Raw genomic sequence first — 18907 nt, forward strand, 5'->3', positions numbered from 1 at the left:
ATTGTCTTATGACGAGTCTGACGCTTGCGTTAGATGCGATGGGTGGCGACCATGGCCCCCACGTGACTGTGCCTGCAGCCCTGCAGGCACTTAAATTATATCCAGATCTCAGGTTTATTCTGGTTGGTGATCAAGACCAGATACAACCATACCTGGCCCAATGCGGGCAAGACATTACCGATAGAATTGAACTTAGACATACCACTGAAGTGGTCAGTATGTCTGACAGGCCAGTGCATGCTTTGCGTTGTCGGCGTGACAGTTCCATGCGTCGGGCGCTGGATGCTGTGCATAAAGGTGAGGCTCAGGCGTGTGTCAGCGCAGGTAACACCGGCGCGCTGATGGCGATGGCCAAGGTGGTACTAAAGACGCTGCCGGGCATAGACAGACCCGCGTTGGTCAGTTGTCTTCCCACCATCAACCATAAGCCAGTCTATCTACTGGATCTCGGGGCCAATGTGTCTTGTGATTCAGATACTTTGTTCCAGTTTTCCGTCATGGGTTCAGTGCTCTGCGAAGCCGTGACCAAACAACCCAGACCCAAGGTCGCGCTGCTCAATGTCGGCAGCGAAGAGATCAAAGGCAACGACCAGGTGCAGCAGGCTGCCCAGTTGTTGCAACATACTCCTCAAATCAATTATCAAGGTTTTATCGAAGGGGATGAGATTTACCGCGGCAAAGTCGATGTGATTGTCTGCGACGGTTTTGTCGGTAATATTACCCTGAAAACTTCAGAAGGCATTGCCAGACTGTTGATCCATCAGCTTAAGGAAGGGCTGACCCGAGGCTTTTTTGTACGCATGTTGGCCAAATTATTGGCTCCCAGTATTCAAAGCGTGCTCAAACAGATGAACCCCGACCACTATAATGGAGCAAGTCTGATAGGATTGCGCGGAATAGTCGTCAAGAGCCATGGGAATGCGGATGAAACTGCCTATTTACAAGCGATTAGCTTGGCAGTCACTGAAGCAAGACGTCGACTCCCAGAGATGATCAAGCAGCGTCTCGAGTCGATACTTTTAGATATAAACAGCTGATTTCTCCTTATGCATACAAAAATTCTTGGAACTGGCAGTTATCTGCCGGCGCAGGTGCGTAGCAATCAGGATCTGGAAAAAATGGTGGAAACCAGTGACCAGTGGATTGTTGAGCGCACGGGTATTTCTGAGCGTCGGATCGCTGATGCCAGTGAAACGGTTGCCACTATGGGTTATCAGGCGGCGTTGAAGGCCATTGAAATGGCAGGCATCGAAGCCGGCGAACTCGATATGATTATCTGCGGCACCACAAGTGCGGCAAACGCTTTTCCGGCTGCTGCCTGTGAAGTGCAGGCCATGTTGGGGGTTCATACCATCCCCGCATTTGATGTCGCGGCCGCTTGTTCCGGCTTTGTCTACGCGCTGTCGGTTGCCGATCAGTTCGTGAAAACCGGTGCGGCCAAGAAAGTGCTGGTAATAGGCGCCGATGTGCTTTCCAGGCTCTGTGAGCCGGAAGACAGAACCACCATTATTCTCTTTGGTGATGGTGCCGGTGCCGCCGTGGTGGGCGCCAGTGAAGAGCCGGGGATCATCTCTACCCACATCTATGCCGACGGTCGTCATGGTGAACTGCTCAAATGCGCCTTTCCGCCCAGAGCCGGAGAAACCTCCGAGGCTGTAGGCTTTATGACCATGAAGGGCAACGATGTCTTCAAGGTCGCCGTCACTCAGTTATCCCATGTGGTGACAGAAACCCTGAGATTGAATAATGTCGACAAGTCAGAAATAGATTGGTTGGTGCCACACCAGGCCAATTTCCGCATTATTAATGCTACAGCCAAGAAATTGGACATGAGTCTTGATAAAGTGGTGCTGACGCTGGCCAAACATGGCAATACTTCAGCTGCCTCAGTGCCGATTGCACTGGATGAAGCGGTGCGCGATGGCCGCATCAAGCGCGGGCAACTCCTGCTGCTTGAGGCCTTTGGTGCCGGTTTTGCCTGGGGTAGCGCTTTGGTTCGCTTCTGATACTCAGTGCCTACTTGCTTCGCACAAGTGAGTAGGACGTCTCAATGCATACTAGTTGATCTGCCGGGCAGATCAGTAGACTCGGGCAGCGGCATCAGCTTTGCTGCCTGCAATCATAGGTAAATGAATATGGAAAATTTCGCTTTCGTGTTCCCGGGACAAGGTTCTCAGGCTGTAGGCATGCTTGCTGATCTTGCCGAAGGCTATCCGGTCGTGACCGAGACTTTTCGTGAAGCCAGTGAAGTGCTGGGTTACGACTTGTGGCAGCTTGTCCAGCAAGGTCCGGCCGAAACTCTTAACGAGACTGACAAGACCCAGCCTGCCTTGCTGAGTGCCAGTGTCGCTCTGTATCGCGCCTGGCAAGCAGCCGGCAAAGCCGCGCCCAGCGTGATGGCGGGTCATAGCCTAGGTGAATACTCGGCGCTGGTATGTGCCGGGGTGCTCAAGTTTACCGATGCCGTTAAGTTGGTTGAGCTGCGTGGTCAGTTGATGCAACAAGCCGTTCCTGCCGGAACCGGCGCCATGTTTGCCATCATAGGCCTGGATAACGACGCTATTGCCAAGGCCTGTGAAGACAGTGCTGAAGGCGCTGTGGTTAGCCCGGTTAACTACAATAGCCCAGGCCAGGTGGTGATTGCCGGTGAAAAAAACGCAGTTGAGCGCGCCGCCGCAGCCTGCAAGGCTGCAGGCGCCAAAATGGCGGTTGCCTTGCCTGTGAGCGTGCCTTCCCATTGCGCTTTAATGAAGCCCGCTGCCGATAAATTGGCCAGTGCTCTGGGTGATATCGAATTTAGCCAGCCGCAAATCCCCGTAATCAACAATGCGGATGTCGCCCAGCCTCAAGATGCTGCTGATATCCGTGATGCCTTGGTTCGTCAGCTATACAGCCCTGTGCGCTGGACCGAAACCGTGGAAGCCATGGCTGCCATGGGCGTCACCGAGCTCTATGAGGTGGGTCCGGGTAAAGTCTTGACCGGGCTTTGCAAACGCATTAACAAATCCCTTACTGCCAAGGCAGTCAACGATGCCGCTTCTTTAGCTGCATTGATCGAATAAGGAGCTTTTCATGAGCGTAACATTAGACTTAACCGGCAAGATTGCCCTGGTTACCGGCGCCAGCCGTGGTATTGGCAAGTCGATTGCAACGACTCTGGCCGAAGCCGGTGCTACAGTATTCGGTACTGCAACCAGTGAGCGCGGCGCCGAAGCCATCTCGGCTTATTTGGGCGATAAGGGCCAGGGTTTGGTGCTGAATGTCACAGATCCACAATCTGTTGAAAATTTATTTGCCTCGATCAAAGAAAAAGCCGGCGATGTTGATATTCTGGTGAACAACGCTGGCATCACCCGTGACAATTTATTGATGCGGATGAAAGAGGATGAGTGGCAGGATATCCTGGACACCAACCTGACATCTCTTTTCAGGTTATCCAAGCCAGTGATGCGCTCAATGATGAAGAAACGTCATGGCCGTATCATCAATATTGGTTCTGTGGTAGGTACCATGGGCAATGCAGGCCAAGTAAATTACTCTGCGGCCAAAGCGGGTTTGATCGGATTTACAAAATCTCTCGCCAGAGAGGTTGCATCTCGTCAAATTACAGTTAATGCTATTGCTCCTGGTTTTATCCAGACAGATATGACGGATGAGCTGACAGAAGATCAGCAACAGGCCATCATGTCCCAGGTTCCAATGGAGCGCTTGGGTCAGGCACAGGAAATTGCCAACGCCGTGCTCTTTTTGGCCTCTGATGCTGCTGCTTACATCACAGGGGAAACCTTGCATGTAAATGGCGGGATGTATATGGTTTAAGGGCGAATGGCAGGGATACTGTCGCAATTGGGTGGTGATCTGCAGCAATTGAGGGCTTAAAATCGTGGTTAGACCACAAATTCTAGGCTTGCAATGTTGGTCAAATCTAATAAACTACTCGCAATCTTACGCAAGTGCGTAATTTGAATAGGAAAGAAAACTAATGAGCAACATCGAAGAACGTGTAAAGAAAATCATCGTAGAGCAACTGGGCGTTAAAGAAGAAGACGTTAAGCCAGCAGCTTCTTTCGTAGACGATCTGGGTGCAGATTCTCTGGACACTGTTGAGTTGGTTATGGCTCTGGAAGAAGAGTTTGATACCGAGATCCCTGATGAGGAAGCTGAGAAAATCACTACCGTTCAGGCAGCGATCGATTACGTTTCCAAGAATCAGTAATCCAGAATTCCAGAAAACAGGCGGCATAATTGCCGCCTGTTTTTGTTTTCGCCCCGTCAGTTTCTGGTTGTACCAGTATCAGCCGATGCATTATCGTGTCTTGTGACCATTCGGCTGCTGGCCGGAGGCAATGGTAGGCTGCAACAGCCTAGCCTATCATGGTAACTCACCCGTTAATCTAAGGTGGACACAGTGACTAAACGTCGAGTTGTTATCACTGGCCTGGGTCTGGTGACCCCGGTCGGCAACACAGTGGACAGCACCTGGCAAGCCTTGCTGGCAGGTCAGAGCGGTATCGCGCCTATCACCAAGTTTGATGCCAGCGAATTCAGCACCCGTTTTTCAGGCTCAGTCAAAGATTTTGACGTAGAGCAGTATCTGTCCCGTAAAGACGCCCGCAAGATGGACCTCTTTATTCAGTATGGTATGGCTGCCGGCATTCAGGCCATGCGTGACTCCGGATTGGAGATGGATAAAGAAGATCCCAGTCGAGTCGGAACCGCTATCGGCGCCGGTATGGGGGGGATGTGGTTGATTGAACAAAACCACAGCGCCTTGATGGCCGGTGGCCCACGTAAAATTTCCCCCTTCTTTGTGCCCAGCACCATTATCAATATGATTGCCGGTCATTTGTCGATCATGTACGGCATGACTGGTCCTAACTTTGCGGTGACAACCGCCTGTACCACTGGGGTGCACAATATAGGTTTCGCAGCCCGTACCATAGCTTATGGCGATGCCGATGTGATGGTGGCCGGTGGCGCGGAAGATGTCACTTGTCCTCTGGGCGTCGGTGGCTTTGCCGCAGCCAAGGCCTTGTCTACCCGTAATGATGACCCTCAGGCGGCTAGTCGCCCATGGGATAAAGACAGAGACGGCTTTGTTATCGGTGACGGCGCCGGGGTGTTAGTCCTGGAAGAGTATGAGCGCGCCAAGGCTCGCGGTGCCAAGATTTATGCCGAGCTGGTTGGTTTTGGTATGAGCGGCGATGCCTTCCATATGACCTCGCCGCCAGCCGATGGTGCCGGCGCTGCGTCTGCCATGAAAAATGCGCTGAGAGATGCAAACCTGGCCCCCGAAAGCATAGGTTATATCAATGCTCACGGTACTTCTACGCCGGCAGGCGATAAGGCCGAAGCGGCCGCAGTGAAGTCTATCTTTGGCGATCATGCCTACAAGCTGATGGTGAGCTCCACCAAATCAATGACGGGGCATTTGCTCGGTGCTGCCGGGGCAGTGGAAACCATTTTCTCCGCGTTGGCTCTTAAAGATCAGGTGGTTCCGCCTACCATCAACTTGGACAACCCGGACCAAGGTTGCGATCTGGACTTTGTTGCCCATACCGCGCGTCAGGCCAAAGTGGAGCATGTGCTATGTAACTCTTTTGGGTTCGGTGGCACCAATGGCTCCTTGCTACTGAAGCGAGTTTAAGGTTACCACTTGTAAAAGCGCCTGATGGCGCTTTTTTTATCTTTAAAATCAGTTAGTCATATTTTAAAGCTAAATCCAGAATTAACCTTTGTTCATCTCTATTGGCATTCTTTGAATATAGCGCCAGAATCCCGCCAAATAATTCTGGAGTTTTCATTATGCTCAATCCTGCAATGTTTCCTGTTATGGCCATGCTTGGGGCGATTGCTGCCAATTTGACCGAGTTGGTACGGGGTGAAAACAGCCGGTGGCAACCAGCGATGGAGATTGGTGTTCGCACTTTTAGTTTGGCCATAGCCGCCTATACCGTGCTTTGGTTTGCCTTACTGACAGCGGCGGTTTATGCCGGCGGCGATGCCGATGTGATGGCCGGGGTAGAGGTGCTGGGCACCTTCCTGGTGGGGATGGGAATTTACTCACTGTTTCATTTGTCCCGTTTTATCAGCAGCAAATTGCAGCTTTGGATCTATCGGCTGGCTTTACCTCTGGTGATTGGCGGAAGTTTCCTGGTATCTAAGTTTGGGTGATCGCGAAATTTTCGCGTACACTCTCAGCCAAGTGCGGTCAGCAGACCGCCAAGCCTGATGAGAGGATCCCATGGCAGGAACAGAGAGACAGATAACCCTGAGGTTTTTGGCCGAGCCCGCAGACGTCAACTTTGGCGGCAAGGTACATGGCGGCGCCGTAATGAAGTGGATTGACTTGGCTGCCTATGCCTGTGCGGCCGGTTGGAGTGGTAAATACTGCATCACGGTTTACGCCGGGGGGATCAGGTTTGTCAAACCCATACATGTGGGCAATATAGTGGAGGTGAGCGCCAAGGTGATCTATACCGGCAGCACCTCCATGCATATAGGTTTGGATGTCAGAGCCGGCGATCCCAAGGATTCAGAACGTCAGTTGACCACTCACTGTATTGTCATCATGGTGGCGGTAGACGATGAAGGTAAACCAACGCCTGTACCTGAATGGCAGCCGACATCGGCAAGAGACATAGAGCTTAGGGACTCGGCAATCAAGTTGATGGAGATGCGCAAGAAAATCGGCGCGGAAATGGAAGCGCACGTTCATCCTTGAGTGATGATTTCAAGAGCCACATTCGTGGCTCTTTTCTGTATGCGGGATGCTGAGTTTGCCCGTATCAACTTCTCCTTTATGCTGCCTCATGGCAAAATGCGGCTTAAACATCGGCTTGAATTGTCACTCTTGGCTTTACGCCAAAGGCTTTGCAGCATGGTCGGCAATTGGGCCAATCTGTTCCCGCGCATAAATAATCAAGGAAATATCATGGCGAATGTCGCATTTCTCGGTCTAGGTGTTATGGGATATCCCATGGCTGGGCATCTACAAAAACAGGGGCACCAGGTCACTGTTTATAACCGTACTTTCTCCAAGGCTGAAGCCTGGGCGGCAGAGTTTGGCGGGCGCTGCTGCGCGACTCCGGCCCAAGCCGCCGAGGGACAGGATATTGTTTTTGCCTGTGTCGGTAATGATGATGACTTACGCCAGGTCGTACTGGGTGAAGAGGGCGCTGTGCATGGTATGGCTGTGGGCAGTATCTTTGTCGATCACACCACTGCCTCATGCGATGTGGCGCGGGAGTTGGCCGCTTTGCTGGCCGAGAAGGACATCGCTTTTATGGACGCGCCGGTTTCCGGCGGTCAGGCTGGTGCCGAGAATGGAGTGTTGACCATTATGGCCGGCGGCTCTGAGGCGGTATTTGCGCGGGTAAAACCTGTGATGGCTGCCTATGCCCGCTGCGCCGAACTATTGGGAGATGTTGGCGCTGGGCAGTTGACCAAGATGGTCAATCAAATCTGCATCGCCGGGGTGGTACAAGGTTTGGCTGAAGCCATGCATTTTGCCAAGAGCGCCGGGCTAGATGGCGAGAAGGTAGTTGAGGTGATCAGCAAAGGCGCGGCCCAGAGCTGGCAAATGGAAAATCGTCACAAGACCATGCTGAAGGGTGAGTATGATTTTGGATTTGCGGTGGACTGGATGCGCAAAGACTTAGGCATCGCCCTCAATGAAGCTAGACGCAATGGCTCACATCTGCCGCTGACCGCCATGGTCGATCAATTTTACGGTGAAGTACAGGCCATGGGCGGTAACCGCTGGGATACTTCCAGTCTGATGGCTCGTCAGGAAAAGTGTCGCAACAAGTAATCCCCTGATAAGAAAGTCTGAGCTCAGATCCGGGTAAAAAGGCGCGCGTGCGCGCCTGGTTCCGGGGTTATCGCTATTGGTTAATCGGCATTCAGCGACAAAATTGCCTGAGAAGCATCCTGTTTCATCTCTGTCTTGCTGTCCAGCAGGAAGACTCTTTCGGGGGCAACGGCAGCACTGTCTACCAGGAAGGCCTTGATGGCCTGGGCCCTGGCCTGAGCCAGATTGGCCAGCTCATTATTGCTTATCTCTTGGGCGCTGAGCAGTTGGTTGTAAAGGCCCATATGCCATACAGTCAGCAGAGCGTCTTCATCGACTGTTTCACTGCCGGCTTTTTCGGCAAGCTTTTGCTTCACTTTGTCTTTTTCCGCATCGGCATCCTGTTTGAGCTGCTGCTCAAAAAGCGCTACCAGGGTATCAGCAAGCTTACCTTTGGTAGGGAAGCGACTGGCGCTCAGCTCGTCCGGCAGGGCCGCAAGCTTGCTGGCCTTGAGCAGTTGCTGCTGCAGTTTTTGTTCTGCCAGCGCCTCACTGTCTTCCCGCAATGCTACGCCGCCTTCAATGCTCAATTGTAGCTTGGGTCGGTCATCCAGCGCCTTGGCCAGCTTGCTCAGCTTATCTTCGGCGTCAGCGTCCAGCGTGGCTATACCGGGTTGGAAAGCGACCAGATTCAGCTCTTCATCGCTGCCAACCAGACCGGCCAGCAAAGAGAAGGGGGCGGTGACCGCCTTGGTGATGACGTTGGTGATGGCGGTCATCACTATGCTGCCGAAGCTGAAACTTGGACTGTCGAGATCTCCTGAAACCTGTAAGCCAAGATCTATTACCCCATGTCTGTCTTGCAAAAGGGCGATAGCCAAGGTAATCGGCAAACTGGTGGCCAGATCGGAATCACTGGGTTTACCCAGCTTGAGCTGATCTATCACCAGATGATTGTCTCCCTTCAGCTGGTTGTCTTCCAATTGATAGTTGAGCGCCAAAGACAGCTGGCCCTTGTCTATGTAGTAACCGGCATAGGTGCCCGAATAGGGATTCACCGAGGTCAACTCGACACTCTTGAATACTAAATCCAGATCCAGATAGGGTTTTTCCAGCAGCGGATTCACCTCTCCCCTTAGGGTGACTGGAGCATACTTGTCTATCTTGCCCTTGATATCGACACTGGCCTTGGTTCCCGGGGTGGAGGATAGGTGGCTTATCTTGCCTTCCAGCCCTTCGATACCGGAAGCAAAGTTAGGGGTGAGGGAGTTATCGGCAAAATAGGCCGAGCCGCTTTTGATGGCAATGCTGCCGATATCCAGTTTAAATGCCTTATCTGCAGCAGTCTTGGCGGTGTTTTTTTCCTTGGCGGCGGTTTGCTGCGGCGCTTCGTTTGCCTGGCTTTGTTTTGCCTGCGACTGAGCCGCTGAGTTATCACCAAGTGGTTCGGCGCGGATCAGCTCGCCGATATTAGTGCGCTGATCTTCGGTGATCATCACCTTGGCGTATGGCTGTTCCAGCAATATATTGCTGATTTTCAGGCTGTTTGCTTCGGAATCAAAGTTCATCGCATCTATCGTCATATTCTGCCATTTCAGCAGAGGCTCAAATGCCAATCCATCCTTGATAAGCAGTTTGCCAATTGCGGCTTGTCCTTGAAAATGGGCCTTACCCTCGGCGTTGGCAGTGAACTTGCCCTGAGTGCTCAACTTGCCGCTTTCAAGTTGCATATTGAGGTAGGGCGCCAGATAGGGCTGGAACTGTTGCAGCTCCAACTCGGTCAGCGTCAGCTCGGCATTGACAGTACGTGCATTGGCATCTATTGCGCCGGTGGAGCTGAACTGGCCCTGGCTGGTCTCTGGCTGTTTTTGGGCATCAGAACTCAGTGCCAGTTGCACCTGGTAGTCTATGTTTCCTTCGAGATCGGAACGCACAGGACCTGTGGTGATATCCAAAGGGTAAACACGCCAGTGGACACCATTGCTTTGCTGCTGCTCAAACAGATTGAGATCTGTATCCTTGAGACTGATTTTGCCAATACTCAGTAGCCATTGTTTGTCTTGCTCCAGAGTTTTGTTTGGCTCTTTGGCTGTATGCGCTGTGGCCTTATCTTGCACTGTGGCTTTTTCTTTCGCTGTGGCCTTATCTTGCACTGTAGCTTTATTTAGCGCCTCGGTTTCATCTGCCGCCTCTGGTTGGGCTAGTGCTGGTTCCACTTGCGCCTTGGCCGCTATGTCATTCGGCTTGGCATGTGTGGCAGGCAGGGCGGGCATAAAGAGCTGTTGTAGATCCAGGCCTTGCTTATCCAGGCGGGCATAGGCCCACAGGCCTTGCAGCGCCAGTTCGTCGACATTAACACTCTGGTTGTCGCCGTCCACCCGAATGTTATCCAGTGCCAACAGTGGCAGCTTGACTCTGGCTTGCTGTTGGTCGGAGAACAGCAGGTTTTCCAGAATAAACCTGCCCTTGTGGGTACTGTAATGCAGTTGGTCTTGTTGCTGTTTCAACTGGTACTGGCTTTGGAAGCTGAGTTCACCGTCACTGAGTTTGGCGGCAATAAGCCCATCGGCAAACGGCCAGAAGGGCAGCAGGGAAATTTTGGCCAGTTGCAGCTCGCCGGTGATTTCGAGAGGCTGCAGCTGAAACTGGCCTTGAGTCTGTAATTGTCCGTTATCGCCGCCGGTCAACGACAGGGCATAGCGGTTGGCATCTTTCGCCAGTACCGGTTTGTTTTCGTCTTCCGGCAGGCTGAGGCTATAGGCCTTGGTATCCAAAGCTTGCAGGCTGAAATTAAGCTTGTCGTAACTGAGCTCTGTATTGGCGACCTTATCCATATAAGCGAACTTACCCTCTGTCACCCGGATATCCCGGGCAATGACTCTGGGCAGTTCAGAGGCGTCTTCTGTAGCCTCGGCTTGCGGTGTTTGCTTGGCTTCAAGGTGGGCGAGTATATCGCTGAAGTTGAATTGAGCTTGGCCATTCTTTGACGCAAGCCTTTGCAGCTTCACTTGTGGATAAGCGAGGTGGATGTGATCTATGGCTATGGCCCCTTGGGTCAGCGAGCGCCAAAATGCCAGCTCCAACTCAAGCTGCGTGAAAGACATAAATACTTGCTGTGGGTCGCTCTCCTGCAGGGCGAAATTATCCAGGCGGACTCTGAGAAGGAAAGGGTTGATGCTGATATCGCCCAGGCTGGCCTGACGGCCGAGCAGCTGTTGCAATTGCTTTGGGGTTTGCGACTTTATCACCCAGGGAGCAAGCCCACCAAGCAGCAGAGCGTAGAGGCTATACCCGAGGAGCAGATAGACGCTTGTCTTGATGGCGAGTGGTGCCCGGCGAAAGCGGGAAAAGAGCTGAGTCAGCACATTGGGCATAACGGTGTGAGATCCCTTGAAGCAGGTTTGCAGCAAAAAGTTGGCGTTATTCTAACGCGTATTCGGCATGCTTTGTAAGTCACTTCTGAATCTATAATCTCTGTTATCCGGCCTTATACATGCATGATACAAAAAGAAAACATTGCTAATTAAAGCTGCAATAATCAAGAATTTTTCGATGAACATTTCATTCGTAAAAGGGCGATATTCAAGTTTGGAAATATTCGGGATGTTGCGGGTCAACATCGTAAACCTCAAACCATAGCTGCTGTTCGTTACCTATCCTTTGGTGCTGTTGTAAGTGATGGCAGCGATAATGGCGCCGCAGGGATCCTTGATCCAGCAAAATCGGCCTACTTGGGGAATATCTTCCGGACCATAAAGAATATCGCCTCCTAACTCTTTGGCCTTGATGGCGACGGCGTCGACATCTTTCACGGTAATATAGCCGGTCCAGTTGCTTGGCATGGCCGGCGCCGGGCTGTCAGTGATCCCACCTATGCTGATGCCGTCATTTTCTATAATGTGGTAGGGGCCTTGTGGTAACTGCATTTTTTTGAAATTCCATCCAAAAACCTCACCGTAAAACCGCATCGCCTGTTCGGAGTCACTGGCGGTCAGCTCGTGCCAGCTTAAGGCTCCATGGGTGGTAAAAGGGGAGTTCATCGATAGGTTCTCCTGAAGCAGAGAGGCTGAAATCGCGCTTTTTTAGCGATTGAACCTGGTTTATCAAACCTGTGGTGAGTTCAGTTTTGAGTGTAGCCGAATCAACCGTATTTTGTGGTTTTCTTCGATATGACGCCGTAAATGTATTAGGCATCAATGCCTTTAAAGTGAGTAACAGTGGTTGTGATACAAGTCCTGAAAGCAGATTTGAATGTGTTGCTCCTCAGCCTGGGGCTATTTTGAGACTGGTTTGCACCTTCCTTAACCATTTAATAGCGGATAGCTTTTTTGCCTTTGTGAGCATCAACAGGGCCTTGCTCATCAAATAACAGGATTCTTTCTGGTGTCGGTTGGGATAACTAGCGTTTTTGCTGCGCATCTACGCTGGCGGATTCCTGCGCCATTATTCAAAGGCTGATTTAGGCTGTTCCTGGCAAAGGATTGCAACGTTCAGCGCTATAAATAGGGCCGTTAAGTCGGACAAAGTCAGTTATCAATAGGTATTAAGTGGACACTTAGGTATTCTATTATTAACTTTTAAGTTGACTTGATGGCGTTATGGATATCAGTACTGCTTTGCAACGGCTACATCGTTTTGACCTTCAAGGTATCTATGTTTACACCAAAGGGAATCTCAGGCGGGTGTTTTTCGATGATACCCAGGAAGCATTCAAACAAAGCCTGTCGAGGTTGATAAAGCAGGGGATCCTGGAAAGGCCCTGCCGCGGTGTATACCTGTTTGCGCTGAGCCGACGAGATAGTTATGCGGTGGAGCATATCGCCTGTGCACTGCGGCGTGGTGAGTATAACTATGTTTCGCTGGAATCGGCTTTGTCTGAATACGGGGTGATTTCGCAGATCCCCATCAGCTATCTTACTGTGATGACTACGGGGCGAAAGGGTATCTTCAAGACTCCTTATGGCACTATCGAATTTACCCATACCAAGCGCGATGACATGGATATTTTGTACAATACCATCAAAGTTCAGCAAAGGCCGCTGCGTATGGCTACACAAGCAACTGCCCTGAGAGATCTGAAACGAGTTGGCCGAAACTTACATATGTTGATAGATGAGGATTGAACTTCATTTGCTTAGCTGGATATGACACTGTTTTGGGTGGTGTTTCATCGCCTTTGCAAGCAAATTCTTCGGCAACAAAAAACAAGATTGTTGCACACTGATGACAATTGGTACCGATATACGAATGAGTTTCTTTTATAATCATAAAGTTAACTTGCGCTTTTCTATTGTTGGCAGATCGGCTAAATTATCCCAAAGGCTTCGAAGAAACAGAGCTACACGATAAGGCCGACAATAATAAGGTGGGTTGAAGTTGATATCCGTATATTTGGTGGATGACCATGAGTTGGTCAGAACCGGGATCCGCCGGATCCTTGAAGATGAAAAAGGCATTAAAGTTGTAGGAGAAGCCGGTGATGGTGAAGCTGCTGTGCAGTGGAGCAGGCAGAATGAAGCCGATGTGATTTTGATGGATATGAATATGCCCGGAATAGGGGGGCTTGAAGCTACCCGGAAAATTCTGCGTTATCAGCCTCATGCCAGAATCATAGTATTGACTATCCACTCAGAGGATCCTTTCCCGACCAAGGTGATGCAAGCCGGTGCTTCCGGTTATTTGACCAAGGGAGCCAAGCCGCCTGAGGTGATTCAAGCCATTCGGCAAGTTGCTCACGGTCAGCGATATTTGTCACCGGAAATTGCTCAGCAGATGGCCTTGAGCCAGTTTGATCAGACTGATGAGAACCCCTTCAAGTCGCTGTCAGAGCGGGAACTGCAGATCATGATGATGATCACCAATGGTGAGAAGGTCAATGATATCTCCGAGCAGTTGAACCTCAGTCCCAAGACGGTTAACAGCTACCGCTATCGCTTGTTCGCCAAACTGGGGATCAGCGGCGATGTGGAGCTGACCCGATTGGCGATTCGGTATAAAATGCTCGACACCGGGCAGTTCTGATTTACATAGGGAGCCACGGCTCCCTCTTTCTTTGTTGTTTTCTGTCCCTGAAATCTTTATCTCTTCAGCCGTTATTTATAGAGTGGGTTCATGCCGCAGGAATTCAATCCCAAGCTTTTTCTTAAAAATCTGACCTCAGCACCGGGCGTCTATCGTATGTACGACAGCGGCGGTAGCGTGATTTATGTGGGCAAGGCCAAAGATCTCAAGAAACGGCTCGCATCTTATTTTCGCAAGAATCTCCCTAATGTGAAAACTCAGGCGCTGGTGTCCCATATCGCCAATATCGATGTGACACTGACTCACAGTGAAACTGAAGCACTGATACTGGAAAATGATTACATCAAGCAGTACTTGCCGAAATACAATGTGCTGCTAAGAGATGACAAGTCTTATCCCTTTATCTTATTGAGCCAGCACCGGCATCCCAGGCTCGCCTATCACAGGGGGCCACAGCGGGAGAAAGGGCTGTATTTCGGGCCTTATCCCAATGGTGGTGCGGTGCGTGAAAGTCTGCATTTGATGCAGAAGCTGTTTCCTATTCGTCAGTGTGACGATCTCTATTACAAGTCGCGCTCGCGTCCCTGTTTGCAGTACCAGCTCAAGCGTTGCAGTGCCCCTTGTGTCGGCAAGGTCTCTGATGAGGAATATCAGGAGCAGGTCAAGCTGGCGACCCTGTTTCTCAAGGGCAAGGATCAGCAGGTGCTCAGCGCCTTGGTCAAGAAAATGGAACTGGCGGCCGAGTCCATGGCTTACGAGCAGGCGGCACGCTATCGGGATCAGATCATGGCGCTCAGACGAGTGGCCGAGCAGCAGGAAGTATCATCCAGCCATGGTGACCTTGATGTGATTGGGGTGCACTACGCCTCAGGAGTTGCTTGTTTCCACCTGTTGTTCATTCGCGAGGGCAAGATTTTTGGCAGTCGCAGTTATTACCCTAGCGTGCCGGCGCAAACTGAAATGGCCGAGGTACTCAGAGCCTTTATGCTGCAGTTTTATCTCAACGTCGATATTCAACGTACTATCCCGCGGGAAATTCTCCTGAGTGACAGCTACGAGGAGTTGGAAGAGTTGGAACAGGTGCTGATGGAAGCGCTGAACAAGAAAGTGGCCATCCGCACTCGGGTCAGGGGCGACAGAGCCGGTTATCTGCGTCTGGCCAAGACCAATGCGACCAATGCGGTCAATACCAAGCTGGCTCACCGCAATACGGTGGAGCAAAGATTTCTTCTTCTTGAAGAGGCGCTTGAACAAAGCACCCCGATTAAACGTATGGAGTGCTTTGATATCAGTCATACCATGGGGGAGAGCACTGTGGCCTCCTGCGTGGTGTTCAATCGCGAAGGGCCGGACAAGAGCGAGTATCGGCGCTACAACATCAAGGACATAACTCCCGGAGATGATTATGCGGCGATGAAGCAAGCCTTGACTCGCCGGTTTGATAAGGTCAGTGCCCAAGGTAAGATCCCGGATATCGTGTTTATCGATGGCGGCCTTGGACAACTCAGAATGGCTCAGGAAGTGGTCAACGAGAAGTTTGTCGGAATAGAGGCCGTACCCACGCTTATCGGGGTCGCCAAAGGTGAAAGCCGCAAACCCGGGTTGGAAACCCTTATCTTCGGTGATACCGAAGAGAGCTTTTCACTGCCGGATGATTCGCCGGCGCTGCATCTTATTCAACATATTCGCGATGAATCCCACAGGTTTGCGATTACCGGTCATAGGAATAAACGTCAAAAGACCCGCAACACCTCAAGCTTGGAGTCTATTCCTGGGATTGGCCCGAAAAGACGCAAGGCTTTGCTGCAATATCTGGGCGGATTACAACAAGTGAAGGGGGCAAGTGTGGCAGAACTGGCAAAAGTGCCCGGGATCAGTCCAGAAATGGCTCAAACGATACACGATGCATTGCGGGGGTAGTAAAAATCAGGCAAGATTGGCGCTGCTTTTGATTATTTGGTTTTATCATGCCGTTTAATATACCCATCGCCCTTACCTGGTTTAGGTTGTTCTTACTGCCTGTTTTTGTTCTGGTATTTTACTTTCCGTACACTTGGGCACCGTTTGTTGCTGCATTTGTTTTCTGGCTTGCAGCTATTACTGACGCCTTGGATGGGTATGCGGCCCGTAAACTGGAGCAGTCCACTCGTTTCGGCGCCTTCCTTGACCCAGTAGCCGATAAGCTAATGGTGACCACGGCTTTGGTGCTATTGGTCGAAGATTACAACACTATCTGGCTGACCCTGCCGGCGATGTTTATGATAGGACGTGAGTTGGTGATATCGGCACTGCGTGAGTGGATGGCAGAGATAGGTAAACGCGGTGCTGTGGCGGTATCCTGGATTGGCAAGTACAAGACTGCTGCTCAGATGGTGGCAATTATCGGCCTTATCTGGAAGCAGGGTGATTGGATGATATATGCCGCTTACGCCTTGCTGTATGTGGCGGCTTTCTTAACCTTCTGGTCGATGATCAGCTATATCAAGGCCGCCTGGAAGGATCTGATAGCCGGTTAAAAGGCGCTAATTTGTACCTGGTTGCACAATAATGTTTCGATAAGATTATTTAGTGTTCAAGCAAACAGTTAAGCACTAATTCTTCGTTGACAGTCGGGGTTAAAAGCGTAGAATGCCAATCCGTAGTCAGGGCTGGCTCTGAATACAAAGCAAGAAAAGTGATGCGACATTAGCTCAGTTGGTAGAGCGGTACCTTGCCAAGGTACAGGTCATCGGTTCGAACCCGATATGTCGCTCCAATCTTACATGGCACTCAGATGCTGTGATCCCAAGAAGGCGCGATGGCAGAATGGCTATGCTGCGGATTGCAAATCCGTCGATCTCGGTTCGACTCCGGGTCGCGCCTCCAAATTTAGTCCTCCTCATTGAATTCCCTTAAAGTCACTCCAAGCAAACTTATTACTTGTTTTCAAGCCAAGCTTACGTCCGTAATGGCGGCTGACTTATATCAGATCCAATCCCGGCCCAAACTTCAGATACAAGCGTCAGTATCGTTACCTTTGGCTGAAAACAGGCATCGCCTTTTGTGAAGGGGCAGAGATCCTGCCCCGAGAACGGATTAATCTTGCTGTAGTGCCTGTTTCAGTGATGGGGAAGCTTTAAAGCTTGGCTGATTGCTGCCGGCAATCTCCAAGGGTTCGCCTGTTTGTGGGTTACGACCGTTGCGGGGAAGGTGGTATCTGAGTTCGAAAGTGCCGAATTGCGGCAGATAAACCTTTTCACCTTCACTGAGAGCCTGGGTAAGGCTGGCGAAAATATGTTGCAGTTGTACTTTGGCCTGAGCCTTTGAGATCTGTTGTCTTTCGGCCATCTGCCGAATGAGCATTTGTCTGTTCATTATATTGCCTGTTACTACTTTGGCAGGATTTTATATCAGAATAAGCTCTATGATCACAGGCTTGTGCTGATAACTGGTTAATTATCAATCGCTAATAATAAGTTGCCTGTTAATGCTCCATGTTAATCAACGGCTATTCAGCCCGTTGTTTGCAAAATATCATCGAATCACGGCGCATATTTGCCATAATTGAGTTTATGTCCCGGGAGGCCGATATGACAAAGTGCGTGTTAATGCCTTTACTGATCATTGTGCTCCTCTGCAGTGCGGTCTTTACAGTGAAAGCCGATGATGCCGCGCTCAGGACCCTGAATAATCAGTTGCAGTTGCTGGCTCTGCTGCCAGAAGGGCAAGAGTTCGCCGAAGATTTACGTTCCATGAGCCGTGGTGATCTCAATCTACAGTTGGAGTTGCGTGAGGGCATAGAGCAGGATATTGCGTATTTCTGGAAGCGCCGCGGCGTTCCTTTGGCCTTCAACACGCTAGCTTCTGATGCGGATTCGCTCAGCCGAGCGCTGGCGCTGGAACCTCAGGGGGATGATTATCTGGCAACCAGCAGCCGGATACGCTATTTGATCTGGCTCGCAGAGCGGCATCAATGGCCTAGGTTGGATCCCGGAGGTTGGTTACGCCCAGGTGATAGCCATCTGCTGATCCCGACGATTGCCAGGCGTTTATATTGGCTTGGCGATCTTGAGGAGACTCCGGGAGAAAACAAGGTTTATTCACCGCAGTTGGCTTCGGCGGTAGAAGTGTTTCAGTCCCGCCACGGGCTTAAAACCGATGCCATCATAGGACCAGATACACTGCGTTGGCTCAATACTGAACCATTGCAACGTGCCCGCATGCTGGCCAGCAATTTCGTCGCTCGCACCGTTTATAAACAGCAGTTGGGGAAGCGTTACCTGTTGGTGAATATCCCGGCGTTTGAGTTGACTCTGGTGGATGACAACCAGGTGCAACTACGATCCAAGGTCATAGTCGGTAAACCTTATCGTCAAACCCCACTGCTCAGCAGTGAGATATCCAACATTGTTTTGAATCCAACCTGGACTGTGCCAAGGGGCATATTGAGGCGCGACTTACTGCCGCAGATCCGTAAAGACGGTGAATATCTGCAGCAGCGGCATTTCAATGTCTATGATTATCAGGGCAATAAAGTTGAAGAGAGTGCCGAAGCCTGGCAAAAAGAGGCGAGAGGCCGTTTCCCTTATCGGTTGGTGCAGCAACCGGGTGCCGATAATGCCCTGGGGCGTTACAAATTTCATTTCAGCAATGGCTTTAGTGTTTATCTGCATGACACACCGGACAAGCATCTGTTTGCCAGGGCCAATCGCGCCCTATCTTCAGGTTGTATTCGGGTCGACAAGGTGGAAGAGTTGGCGTCCTGGATGGCTAATAATCTGGTACGGGATAAGAGAAGCTGGCAACGGATGCAGAGTGATTATCACACCACTCAATGGTTTGCATTTGAACAGCGCCTGCCTGTTCATCTGGTTTATTGGACAGCCTGGATAGATGAGCGGGAAAGAGCGCAATTTCGCAGCGACATCTATCAGTTGAGCCCGGGGGTTAAGGTGGCTACTGAGGCACAGACGAGATTGGATACTGAATGGGCTAACAAGCCAGAGCTGCGGTCGGGGAGTGAAGCGCATTTGTTAGGCCCTTGAGGTATACCGGCATTATCATTAACTGATTTTTTGCCGCATTGACCGAACGTTAAGCCTGTCGCATTAACTT

The 18907-nt window shown here is 51.0% G+C and carries 16 protein-coding genes, 2 tRNA genes and 1 pseudogene; 16 read left to right on the top strand and 3 right to left on the bottom strand.

Annotated features, from left to right (window positions below):
• Positions 1–8 precede the first annotated feature (8 nt).
• The 9 genes from plsX to AYI96_RS07345 all read left to right on the top strand — a co-directional run bounded on the left by plsX (position 9) and on the right by AYI96_RS07345 (position 7813).
• The gene (gene plsX / locus AYI96_RS07305; protein ID WP_039033289.1) at positions 9–1037 is read left to right on the top strand and encodes a phosphate acyltransferase PlsX; all 1029 of its coding nucleotides are present in this window, start codon (positions 9–11) and stop codon (positions 1035–1037) included.
• A 9-nt stretch (positions 1038–1046) separates the two neighbouring features.
• Positions 1047–2006, top strand: coding sequence for a beta-ketoacyl-ACP synthase III (locus AYI96_RS07310; RefSeq protein WP_039033288.1), 960 nt, complete (start codon positions 1047–1049; stop codon positions 2004–2006).
• A gap of 129 nt (positions 2007–2135) precedes the next feature.
• Complete coding sequence (gene fabD, locus AYI96_RS07315) at positions 2136–3062, top strand: ACP S-malonyltransferase (RefSeq protein WP_107004981.1); 927 nt, start codon at positions 2136–2138, stop codon at positions 3060–3062.
• Between the two features lie 10 nt (positions 3063–3072).
• The gene (gene fabG / locus AYI96_RS07320; RefSeq protein ID WP_039033287.1) at positions 3073–3819 is read left to right on the top strand and encodes a 3-oxoacyl-ACP reductase FabG; all 747 of its coding nucleotides are present in this window, start codon (positions 3073–3075) and stop codon (positions 3817–3819) included.
• 163 nt (positions 3820–3982) lie between these two features.
• Positions 3983–4216, top strand: a complete 234-nt coding sequence (acpP, locus tag AYI96_RS07325) for an acyl carrier protein (protein WP_006081231.1) — start codon at positions 3983–3985, stop codon at positions 4214–4216.
• Positions 4217–4408: 192 nt separating this feature from the next.
• Complete coding sequence (gene fabF, locus AYI96_RS07330) at positions 4409–5647, top strand: beta-ketoacyl-ACP synthase II (RefSeq protein WP_039033286.1); 1239 nt, start codon at positions 4409–4411, stop codon at positions 5645–5647.
• A 158-nt stretch (positions 5648–5805) separates the two neighbouring features.
• Positions 5806–6174 carry a hypothetical protein gene (locus AYI96_RS07335; RefSeq protein ID WP_071476174.1) on the top strand — a complete coding sequence of 123 codons (369 nt, stop codon included), beginning with the start codon at positions 5806–5808 and terminating at the stop codon, positions 6172–6174.
• Between the two features lie 70 nt (positions 6175–6244).
• Entirely contained in the window at positions 6245–6724 is a 480-nt protein-coding gene (locus AYI96_RS07340) for an acyl-CoA thioesterase (RefSeq protein WP_039033284.1), read from the top strand.
• Between the two features lie 210 nt (positions 6725–6934).
• Positions 6935–7813: an NAD(P)-dependent oxidoreductase gene (locus AYI96_RS07345; protein ID WP_101094914.1), complete on the top strand. Its 879-nt coding sequence runs from the start codon at positions 6935–6937 to the stop codon at positions 7811–7813.
• Positions 7814–7893: 80 nt separating this feature from the next.
• Here the strand turns inward: AYI96_RS07345 and AYI96_RS07350 are convergent, their stop codons facing one another.
• Both AYI96_RS07350 and AYI96_RS07355 read right to left on the bottom strand, forming a co-directional pair.
• On the bottom strand, positions 7894–11166 hold the full coding sequence (locus tag AYI96_RS07350; protein ID WP_144361315.1) for a DUF748 domain-containing protein: 3273 nt from the start codon (positions 11164–11166) through the stop codon (positions 7894–7896).
• Positions 11167–11445: 279 nt separating this feature from the next.
• Complete coding sequence (locus AYI96_RS07355) at positions 11446–11832, bottom strand: VOC family protein (protein ID WP_071476173.1); 387 nt, start codon at positions 11830–11832, stop codon at positions 11446–11448.
• Positions 11833–12390: 558 nt separating this feature from the next.
• On the opposite strand from AYI96_RS07355, the gene abiEi reads away from it, so the two are divergent.
• The 6 genes from abiEi to AYI96_RS07385 all read left to right on the top strand — a co-directional run bounded on the left by abiEi (position 12391) and on the right by AYI96_RS07385 (position 16678).
• Positions 12391–12915, top strand: coding sequence for a type IV toxin-antitoxin system AbiEi family antitoxin (gene abiEi, locus AYI96_RS07360; protein WP_039033282.1), 525 nt, complete (start codon positions 12391–12393; stop codon positions 12913–12915).
• A 253-nt stretch (positions 12916–13168) separates the two neighbouring features.
• The gene (gene uvrY / locus AYI96_RS07365) at positions 13169–13813 is read left to right on the top strand and encodes a UvrY/SirA/GacA family response regulator transcription factor (RefSeq protein WP_025009635.1); all 645 of its coding nucleotides are present in this window, start codon (positions 13169–13171) and stop codon (positions 13811–13813) included.
• A gap of 90 nt (positions 13814–13903) precedes the next feature.
• Positions 13904–15733, top strand: a complete 1830-nt coding sequence (gene uvrC, locus AYI96_RS07370) for an excinuclease ABC subunit UvrC (protein WP_039033281.1) — start codon at positions 13904–13906, stop codon at positions 15731–15733.
• A 47-nt stretch (positions 15734–15780) separates the two neighbouring features.
• A complete protein-coding gene (gene pgsA / locus AYI96_RS07375; RefSeq protein ID WP_039033280.1) occupies positions 15781–16329 on the top strand; it encodes a CDP-diacylglycerol--glycerol-3-phosphate 3-phosphatidyltransferase in 549 nt (182 codons plus the stop codon).
• Between the two features lie 163 nt (positions 16330–16492).
• Positions 16493–16568, top strand: a tRNA-Gly gene (locus AYI96_RS07380).
• Positions 16569–16604: 36 nt separating this feature from the next.
• A tRNA-Cys gene (locus tag AYI96_RS07385) sits at positions 16605–16678 on the top strand.
• Between the two features lie 210 nt (positions 16679–16888).
• Here AYI96_RS07385 and AYI96_RS07390 read toward each other — a convergent pair.
• Positions 16889–17179 (bottom strand): annotated as a pseudogene (locus AYI96_RS07390) (HU family DNA-binding protein); the annotation flags it as partial.
• 203 nt (positions 17180–17382) lie between these two features.
• On the opposite strand from AYI96_RS07390, the gene AYI96_RS07395 reads away from it, so the two are divergent.
• On the top strand, positions 17383–18837 hold the full coding sequence (locus tag AYI96_RS07395; RefSeq protein WP_082014235.1) for a murein L,D-transpeptidase: 1455 nt from the start codon (positions 17383–17385) through the stop codon (positions 18835–18837).
• Positions 18838–18907 lie beyond the last annotated feature (70 nt).

It is taken from the genome of Shewanella sp. MSW, from assembly GCF_007636515.1.
Classification (GTDB): domain Bacteria; phylum Pseudomonadota; class Gammaproteobacteria; order Enterobacterales; family Shewanellaceae; genus Shewanella; species Shewanella indica.